Origin of the sequence: Thiohalophilus sp. (assembly GCF_031581315.1) — a bacterium.
Lineage (GTDB): Bacteria > Pseudomonadota > Gammaproteobacteria > UBA6429 > Thiohalophilaceae > Thiohalophilus.
Genome location: NZ_JAVLAZ010000014.1, coordinates 32,201 through 40,583, shown reverse-complemented (window position 1 = coordinate 40,583; position 8,383 = coordinate 32,201). Strand labels below are relative to the sequence as shown.

Annotated in this window: 9 protein-coding genes; 2 read left to right on the top strand and 7 right to left on the bottom strand. The window is 55.6% G+C overall.

Going from position 1 to position 8,383, the window contains the following annotated elements:
- Positions 1-85 precede the first annotated feature (85 nt).
- Complete coding sequence (locus tag RI563_RS03450) at positions 86-292, top strand: acetyltransferase (protein WP_310692947.1); 207 nt, start codon at positions 86-88, stop codon at positions 290-292.
- A 317-nt stretch (positions 293-609) separates the two neighbouring features.
- Here the strand turns inward: RI563_RS03450 and RI563_RS03445 are convergent, their stop codons facing one another.
- From RI563_RS03445 to rpiA, 4 genes are all read right to left on the bottom strand, one after another.
- Positions 610-1,341, bottom strand: a complete 732-nt coding sequence (locus RI563_RS03445; RefSeq protein WP_310692946.1) for a hypothetical protein — start codon at positions 1,339-1,341, stop codon at positions 610-612.
- On the bottom strand, positions 1,338-1,889 hold the full coding sequence (locus RI563_RS03440; protein ID WP_310692945.1) for an RNA polymerase sigma factor: 552 nt from the start codon (positions 1,887-1,889) through the stop codon (positions 1,338-1,340). Before RI563_RS03440 ends, RI563_RS03445 begins: the two co-directional genes overlap by 4 nt.
- 972 nt (positions 1,890-2,861) lie before the next feature.
- A complete protein-coding gene (locus RI563_RS03435; protein ID WP_310692944.1) occupies positions 2,862-3,062 on the bottom strand; it encodes a DUF2905 domain-containing protein in 201 nt (66 codons plus the stop codon).
- Between the two features lie 351 nt (positions 3,063-3,413).
- Positions 3,414-4,070: a ribose-5-phosphate isomerase RpiA gene (gene rpiA / locus RI563_RS03430; RefSeq protein WP_310692943.1), complete on the bottom strand. Its 657-nt coding sequence runs from the start codon at positions 4,068-4,070 to the stop codon at positions 3,414-3,416.
- 114 nt (positions 4,071-4,184) lie between these two features.
- On the opposite strand from rpiA, the gene ilvA reads away from it, so the two are divergent.
- Complete coding sequence (ilvA, locus tag RI563_RS03425; RefSeq protein ID WP_310692948.1) at positions 4,185-5,738, top strand: threonine ammonia-lyase, biosynthetic; 1,554 nt, start codon at positions 4,185-4,187, stop codon at positions 5,736-5,738.
- A 269-nt stretch (positions 5,739-6,007) separates the two neighbouring features.
- Here the strand turns inward: ilvA and RI563_RS13445 are convergent, their stop codons facing one another.
- The 3 genes from RI563_RS13445 to RI563_RS03410 form a co-directional block, all read right to left on the bottom strand.
- Positions 6,008-6,382, bottom strand: a complete 375-nt coding sequence (locus tag RI563_RS13445; RefSeq protein ID WP_310692949.1) for a hypothetical protein — start codon at positions 6,380-6,382, stop codon at positions 6,008-6,010.
- 808 nt (positions 6,383-7,190) lie between these two features.
- Positions 7,191-7,655, bottom strand: coding sequence for an EVE domain-containing protein (locus tag RI563_RS03415; protein ID WP_310692942.1), 465 nt, complete (start codon positions 7,653-7,655; stop codon positions 7,191-7,193).
- Between the two features lie 81 nt (positions 7,656-7,736).
- Positions 7,737-8,345 carry a 5-formyltetrahydrofolate cyclo-ligase gene (locus RI563_RS03410; RefSeq protein ID WP_310692941.1) on the bottom strand — a complete coding sequence of 203 codons (609 nt, stop codon included), beginning with the start codon at positions 8,343-8,345 and terminating at the stop codon, positions 7,737-7,739.
- Positions 8,346-8,383: the final 38 nt, after the last annotated feature.

Here is an 8,383-nt window from a genome sequence, read left to right as displayed (position 1 = left end):
ACTCAGAACTCAGAACTCAGAACTCAGAACTCCCCCCTATCGTCTACACTTTACAGACAAGCCATCAAAGCAGGAGTCAGGACGTATGTATCTTAAAGATATGAGTAACGGCGATCTGGTGGAGATTATCGATCTGGGGGCGCTGTTTGATCCTTTCGTGGCCAGTGTCAGTGGCCGTTACCACGCGGGTGAAGAGATGCAGGACGAGCAGTCTTTTGCCAAGCAGGGATTGCTCTTCCCTTCCGGCGAAGCGCTGCCCCGATGCTGGGTGGATGCCAACTATAAACAGTGACGAGGGACGAGTTACGAGGGACGAGGAAAAGCCTCTCATCACCTGAAGTTGTAGGAGCGCCTTTGGCGCGACAGAAAAAGAAGTGGGCAGATATAGCAGTCGCAGTTGGCAGCGTTAGACCGCGAGCAGCCGCTCCCGGCGTCCTGTGCACGCAGGCCGAGTCACGACGAACGAGAGTGGCGAAAGGTTTGTAGGAGGGGCTTTCAGCCGCGACAGATCTTGCCAGGTAGACAGGCTTGTCGCGGCGCAGCCGTTCCTATGGTCTGTCGGACAAGCTCTTCCTCGTTACTCGTAACTCGTCCCTCGGCCCTGTTTTTTTAGATTCTCAGATAAGTCCACCCTTCCCGCTGGCGCAGCAGGGCTTCCTGCATGGCGGAGGGCACCACGTCGACGTTGGGCAGCAGTTCGATACTGATGCCGTTTTCTTCCCGGTAGCGATTCAGTGCGATGCGGCAGGCCATGAAGCGGACGTTCTGGTAGCTGCTGCTCAGGGTCTGGACTTTTCTGGCGTAGGCGGTATTGCCCTGTTGCAGCAGCTTGAGGCCTTCGCCGTTGGCCATGATCTCGATACGCAACGGACGTTGTTTGCTCCGCGAGGTGCGCAGCAGGTACTCGGCCTCTTCCAGCACGGTTTTGAGGCGTGAAGGATCGTCGGAGTTGACGTGCAGCATCAGTTTCAGCTCGTCATCCGGTTGCGGTTCGGCGGCCACCTGGGCGGACTGGGCCATCTCGAACAGGGAAGCCGGGCGCTTGAAGGTGTCATGGCTGAACCAGCCGATGCTCAGTCCCAGCCCCAGGATCAGCAGTGCCGAGGCGGCCTGGGCAAAGTGGAGCTGCCAGCGTCGGCGACCGGGTTGAGCGGGGCTCTGTTCGCTGGCCACGTTGTGGTAGGCCAGTTGAACCATGTCCTGGACTTTTTGCAGCTTGCAGACCCGTTCGGCCAGGGCCTGGTCATGGCGCAGCTCCTCGAGCAGCAGACTCCGTTCCTCGGCATCGAGCTGGTTATCCAGATAGGCGTTCAGATGCTCATCGGAAAAATTCGAATTCATACGACTCTCCTGATAGAGGCCACGTTATCGGCACTTTCAGGCTGGAACTCAAGCAGTTTTCCGGCCAGGGATTTGCGCGCCCGGCACAGCCGGCTCATGACGGTGCCGATCGGAATCTCCAGAATCTCGGCGACTTCGGCATAACTGCAGCCTTCGAGGTCGATCAGGGTCAGCACGTGGCGCTGGCCCTCGGGCAGTTTGGCGACTGCTCCGCGGACCTTATCGACAATGTTTTGTTGTTCGTGGTGTTTTTCCGGCGTCTGATTATCGGCCAACACCTCGTTGTCCACGTCGTCCATGTCGCGGCTGCTGCGGTAATGATCGCGCCAGCAGTTACGCAAAATGCCAAAGGACCAGCTTTTCAGCGCCTCGGGTTTTTTCAGCTGGGCGACATTTTTCAAGGCCTTGGCCAGGGTCTCCTGGGTCAGGTCGTCGGCCAGCGCCGGGTTGTTGGTCCAGGAATAGGCCAGGCGATAAAGCTGCGGGCGCAGCTCTTCCAGCCGTTCTTTAATATGATGGTGACGAGAGAACAAATTCAATGGATTCATAACTGCATAACTTCTGGTTAGGCAAGGTTCGGCGATTCTAGCATGACCGTCAGGGGTGGCAAATCATGTCTGGCAGGTATTCCATACACTATTAATAAATCAGAAAAAACTAATATATTGATGTGAAATTTATATGAAAAATTTTTTCGATTCGAAGGAATAAATCCGCACGGGGATCGTCTCCTGTATGTGCGTCAACCTGATCAAGTGGAGGAGGACGCCAAATCTCCCATGTGAAGCAGGAAGCACTAAAAACAACATGGATGACAATAAAAATAAATGGCAAGGCAGAGTAACGGGGTAGGCAAGGCCCCGTCACTCGAATTTTGGGGGCAACCACTGACAGCCTGAAGAATCTTCTCCGATTGGTCAGGCTGTCAGTGCCCACATTTCCTATCCCCTTTCCTATCTCCGCCGGTTTCTCCCGGACTGACTTCAAACTTTTCACTGATATCTCGTGTTCGCGCTATGGTTCCAGGGCCGAGTTGCGAGGGACGAGTGACGAGGAAAACCTTCTCAAGACCAAAACACGTAGGCCGGACATAGCGCAGCGGTGTCCGGCACCCCGAAAAATGCCCGATACCGCTTCGCTATATCGGGCCTACCTGATCGGCGTCCTTCGGGCGCAGGGACGAGTGACGAGGAAAAATATCATTTGATCTGAAGTTGCAGAAGCGCCTTCGGCGCGATAGATCGTGCGGCTAGCCAGGCTGTCGCGGCTGAAAGCCCCTCCCACAGTGACAAAACAGGCCCTTGCTTGTTTGTGGGAGGCGATTTTATCGGCGATAGATCGTGCGGTTGGCAAGATCTATCGCGGCGAAGCCGCTCCCGACGCCCTCCGGGCGCAGGGACGAGGTACCAGGGATGAGTGACGAGGAAGATCAAAACCCGGCCCAAATGATCGTCGCTCCTACATTAGCATCTTCCCGACTTCCGACTTCCGACTTCCGACTGCCAACGGCGCACTTTGTTCTATTTTTTAAAAAACCACAAAATCACACTGATCACGATGCTGATGATGATCGCGCTGGTGATGGGAAAATAGAACCGCATGTTTTCCTTTTCGACATGAATATCCCCCGGCAACCGGAACAGGCCGAGCTTGCTCAGCCAGGGCCAGAGCAGGCCGGCGATGACCAGGATAATGCCAATGATGATGAGGGTGCGTTGCATCAAACAGATACTAGATTCCGGGTGCTCGTGACTAGAATAAGTTCTCACCACGAAGACTCCAAGACACGAAGCTTTTAATATTGTGGACCTCGCGGCAAGACGTCTACGCAAGCGCTCTCCCGCGTGGAAAAGTAAGGGCTGCTCCCGTCCAGCTCCGGGTCCGGATTTAGATGCAGGGTTGCTCAAGCGCCAGAGGAGCCACCTTTTTGCAAAATATCATTGCCGGATGGTGATGCCGGATTCGCTATCGCTTGTTCCGGCCTACAGCGTAATGCCAGGCATAAAGGTATTCCTTTGCGTCCTCTGCGCCTCTGCGACCTCCGCGTTATTTACAGTGCCTCAGAGAAGAGGTTATTCCATCGTTTTTACACCCTCTTTGGTGCCCAGCAGCAGCACGTCGGCCGGACGCATGGCGAACAGGCCGTTGGTGACGACGCCGGTGAGGTTGTTGAGGGTCTGCTCCAGTTTGACGGCTTCCATGATCTCGAGGTTGTGCACATCGAGAATGATGTTGCCGTTGTCAGTCGTGAAGTCCTGACGCAGCTCCGGTTCGCCGCCGAGTTTGACGATCTCGCGGGCCACCAGGCTGCGGGCCATGGGGATCACTTCGACCGGCAGCGGGAAGGCGCCGAGCACGCCGACCAGCTTGGATTCGTCGGCGATGCAGACGAATTTCTTGCTCGCGGCCGCGACGATCTTCTCGCGGGTCAGCGCCCCGCCGCCGCCTTTGATCAGCTGCAGGTGTTCGTTGGCTTCGTCGGCGCCGTCCACATAGACGGAGATGCCGTCCACGGCGTTGAGATCGTAAACCGGGATACCGTGCCCCTTGAGCCGTTCGGCACTGGCCACGGAGCTGGCGACGGTGCCGTCGATTTTGCCCTTGATTTTGGCCAGCTCATCGATGAAGAAATTGGCGGTGGAGCCGGTGCCCACGCCGATGATGGTGCCCGGCACCACGTGTTCGATGGCGGCCTGGGCGACCAGCTGCTTCAGTTCGTCCTGTGTCATCTCTTTTCTCCTGCCAGGCCGTGTTTTCGGGCTGGTATCATTGTTGAACGGGTAATAGGCCATTATATTAGGCATTCCGGTCTGGTATCCACAACCGATGGCCAGAAAGTCACCATTCCGGCAGGCCCCCAAAAGCAGCAGACTATGACTCAGCAATATGTCGACATGATTAACGCCGCCCCGGTTTACGATGTGGCAATCCACTCCCCGCTGGATCCGGCGCCGCGCCTGAGCGAGCGGCTGGACAATACTGTCCTGCTCAAGCGCGAGGATTTGCAGCAGGTTTTTTCCTTCAAGCTGCGCGGCGCCTACAACCGGATTATTCACCTCTCCGAAGAGGAGCGCCAGCGCGGCGTCATTGCCTCGTCGGCCGGGAATCACGCCCAGGGCGTGGCGCTGGCGGCCAAACGCCTGCAGATTAATGCGACCATCGTGATGCCGCGTACCACTCCCGAGATCAAGCAACACGCGGTCAGAGCGATGGGCGCGAATACCGTATTGCATGGCAACGCCTATGATGACGCTTATCGACATGCCATGGAGCTGGTCGAGGAACAGGGCCTGGTTTTTATTCATCCCTACGATGACCCGCTGGTAATCGCCGGACAGGGCACCATCGGCAAAGAATTGCTGGCCCAGCGCGAATCGATCGACGCGATCTTCGTACCGGTGGGCGGCGGTGGACTGATCGCCGGGATTGCCGCCTATGTAAAAACCCTGCGTCCGGAGATCAAGATCATCGGTGTCGAGCCGGAAGACGCGCCAGGTATGTATACCGCATTGCGGGATGGCGAACGCGTCCGCCTCGATCAGGTCGGGATATTTGCCGATGGCGTTGCCGTGCGTCAGGTGGGCGAGGAGCCGTTTCGTCTGGCACAGAAGTATGTGGACGAGGTGATCCTGGTCACCACGGATGAGATCTGTGCCGCCATCAAGGACATTTTCGATGATACCCGCTCGATCACCGAGCCGGCCGGGGCGCTGGCTGTCGCCGGTGTGAAAAAATACGCGGCGGAGAAGGGCGTGCACGGCCAGACCCTGATCGCTATCGATAGCGGCGCGAATATGAATTTCGATCGCCTGCGTCACGTGGCCGAGCGGGCCGAACTGGGTGAACGTCGCGAATTGCTGTTTGCGGCAACCATTCCCGAACAGCCCGGCAGCTTTCGCAAGTTTTGCGAAACCATCGGCTCGCGGGGCATCACCGAATTCAATTACCGCTACGCCGATCCCGCGCAGGCGCATATCTTTGTCGGCGTACAGATGCACCACGGCGAACAGGAAAAGTGCGAGCTGTTCGCCCAGCTGGAGGCGGCCGGTTATCCCTACATGGACATGACCGACAACGAGATGGCCAAGCTGCATATCCGTTATATGGTCGGTGGCCGGGTCGATGGCGTGAAACACGAATGCCTGTATCGTTTTGAATTTCCCGAGCGCCCCGGCGCGCTGCTACGCTTCCTCAATCACATGGGCGAGCACTGGAACATCAGCCTGTTTCACTACCGCAACCACGGCGCCGACTACGGCCGCGTCCTGGTCGGTATGCAGGTCCCGCCCGATGAGGAGCCCATGCTGCAACGCTTCCTCGACGAGATCGGCTATCGCTACTGGGATGAGACCGATAATCCCGCCAATGCCCTGTTCCTTTCAGGAGCAGGGCAGTGACGAGGTACGAGGGACGAGTGACGAGGAAAATCGGCACACAGGCTCGTTGATCGTAGGAGCGGCTACGCCGCGAGAGACTTTGCCGACCGCATGGCCTGTCGCGCCAAAGGCGCTCCTACAACCCCCCGGTCCAGCTGGATTTTGGTTCTCCTCGTCACTCGTCCCTCGTACCTCGGCCCTTTTTTTGGCCTGCGGCCAAAAAAAAGGGGTTACCGTCGCCGGTAACCCCCGATTTTCCGGGATTTCTCCCGTTTTACAGCTGATGTCGCCTATTTCTTCTTGCGACGGGCTGTTTTCTTCTTGGTTTTCTTCTTAGCCACTTTCTTCTTGGCTACCTTCTTTTTGGCCTTTTTCTTGGCGACTTTTTTCTTCGCCTTCTTCTTGGCTACTTTCTTCTTAGCCTTCTTTTTGGCCTTTTTCTTGGCTACTTTCTTCTTGGCCTTCTTCTTGGCCTTTTTCTTGGCTACTTTCTTTTTCGCCTTCTTCTTGGCTACTTTCTTCTTAGCCTTTTTCTTGGTTTTCTTTTTGGCAGCCGTCTTCTTCTTGGCTACCCGTTTCTTAGCGACTTTTTTCTTCGCTACTTTTTTGCGAGAAGCGGTTTTCTTCTTCGCGACTTTCTTCTTGGCTTTTTTCTTCGTTGCCATAGTTAACAACCCTCCAGAGTTGAGCACTGAGTTTAGCAGAGTATAGCCAACTAGAATAAAAATGCTAGTAAAGCAAATTAATTTTTTACTGTTAGCGCTTGTATTGTATGAATTTCGGCTTCGATACGCCAGATTTCCGGTTTTATAACGACCGCGGAGAAAATTTTTTTAATTTTTTTGCGTTCGCAAAGAAAAATTTTGCCGATGAAGGGGGTGTTAAGCAAGTGTTCGGGTTTTTGTCGTGCCTGATTGGTTCATCGCGGCACTGATCGGGATGTATAACGGGGTTTATGCCGGCTTCGATACCGCTTGAAGGCTTTGATCGACGGTGTTGCGGCCGATTCTGGCATGCGATGTTGCAAAAACTGGCACAAGAGGACTTGTGAACGTCTCTGAAAGGCCGTGTGAGTTAAATTTTTTTAGTGATCCACCGCCATTGCATCCTTATAACCGCCCGTGAGTGAAGCCGACACGGCTTCTGAACAAGAAAATTGCGCTTCATCGGTTTATTTTTTCGTTATGGACAGTGATGGAAGGCTATTTGTCGGTAAACCAGGGCGGTTTAGCGTCGTTAGAGGACGCTGATCGTTTGTTGTGAACAACAAAACAGGGGTTCTGATCGTGGTTGGTCACCTGATCGCGCATAAAATTATTGCATGATGCAATTTTTTATCGCCTCGACATGATGTATCGGCCTGGATCGATTCGATCACGGCTGATCAGGCCGGTCGATCGGGTTGTTCAGCCGCTATATAACAAAAAAGCGGCCCGTGGGCCGCTTGATTGTCGTGCGATCCGGGATGATGGATCAGCGTTTTTCCATTTTCAGGATATGTTGCCAGTGTTTTTTCTCTACCGGCATGACGGAGAGGCGGTTGCCGCGCTGCAGCAGCTTCATCCCTTCCAGGGCTTTCTCCTGTTTCATCTCTTGCAGGGTGACGGTGCGCTCGAATTCGCGCACGAACTTGATGTTGACCATGTACCAGCGGGGATTTTCCGGGTCGCTCTTGGGGTCGTAGTACTTGGATTTCGGGTCCCAGGCCGTGTGATCGGGATAGCCTTCCTTGACGACCTCCGCGATACCGACGATCCCTGGCTCCTTGCAGTTGGAATGGTAGAAGAAGACCTGATCGCCCTTTTTCATCTCGTCGCGCATCATGTTGCGGGCCTGGTAGTTGCGCACACCGTCCCAGTGATCGGTCTTGCGCGGCATCGCGGCCAGGTCGTCGATGCCGAAAACATCGGGTTCGGATTTCATCAGCCAGTAATTCATGCGGATCTCCTCTTGGAACGTGGCCGGATTATTTCATAAATCTCACTGCGGGGCGCGAGGCGGGGCATTTACCCGGCGGGATCAGTCGGCGATGTTCGGTTGAAACCGGAGCAGTCCCTGTTCGGTGGCGATACCGTCCAGGGGGACGTCCCAGATGGCCGCGTCGATCTGTTCGACCTGCTGAAACGCATAGGCGGTTCCCAGCAGCCAGGGACGTTGCCAGTGACGCCGGTAACGGCGAAATCCGAACGTGCGATCGTAAAACCCGCCGCCCATGCCGACGCGGTTGCCCTGATGATCAAAAGCCACCAGCGGCATCAATACCAGATCCAGCGACATGGGGCTGAACAACCGATCGCGGCGGCGGTGCGCCGGTTCGGGGATACCGAAGCGGTTGGGAATCAGTCGGGTGTCGGGGCGATAGGGCAAAAACCACATGCGTTGGCCATTGCGCGGGCCCAGTACCGGGAGATAGCACTGCTTGTTCTGTTGCCAGGCGTATTCGATCAGCCAGGTGAGATCGATCTCACCATCATTGGGCAAATAGAAGGCGATGCGTTGCGCCAGATGAAACAGCCGGTGCCCGGCAAGCTGTTCGGACAGCGCCAGCGACGCCTCGCGCTGTTCTTCTACTGACAGCGCGCGGCGTCTGTCGCGCATGCTAAAGCGCAGGGATTTTCGATCGGTCATGAAGTGATAGTAATATTTTCAGGAATTTATGTCACCCG

Bases quoted from the DNA above. Each gene is read 5' to 3' on its own strand.
- RI563_RS03445 (WP_310692946.1), bottom strand. From the start codon at position 1,341: ATGAATTCGAATTTTTCCGATGAGCATCTGAACGCCTATCTGGATAAC.
- RI563_RS03450 (WP_310692947.1), top strand. From the start codon at position 86: ATGTATCTTAAAGATATGAGTAACGGCGATCTGGTGGAGATTATCGAT.
- rpiA (WP_310692943.1), bottom strand. From the start codon at position 4,070: ATGACACAGGACGAACTGAAGCAGCTGGTCGCCCAGGCCGCCATCGAA.
- RI563_RS03440 (WP_310692945.1), bottom strand. From the start codon at position 1,889: ATGAATCCATTGAATTTGTTCTCTCGTCACCATCATATTAAAGAACGG.
- RI563_RS13445 (WP_310692949.1), bottom strand. From the start codon at position 6,382: ATGGCAACGAAGAAAAAAGCCAAGAAGAAAGTCGCGAAGAAGAAAACC.
- RI563_RS03415 (WP_310692942.1), bottom strand. From the start codon at position 7,655: ATGAATTACTGGCTGATGAAATCCGAACCCGATGTTTTCGGCATCGAC.
- RI563_RS03435 (WP_310692944.1), bottom strand. From the start codon at position 3,062: ATGCAACGCACCCTCATCATCATTGGCATTATCCTGGTCATCGCCGGC.
- RI563_RS03410 (WP_310692941.1), bottom strand. From the start codon at position 8,345: ATGACCGATCGAAAATCCCTGCGCTTTAGCATGCGCGACAGACGCCGC.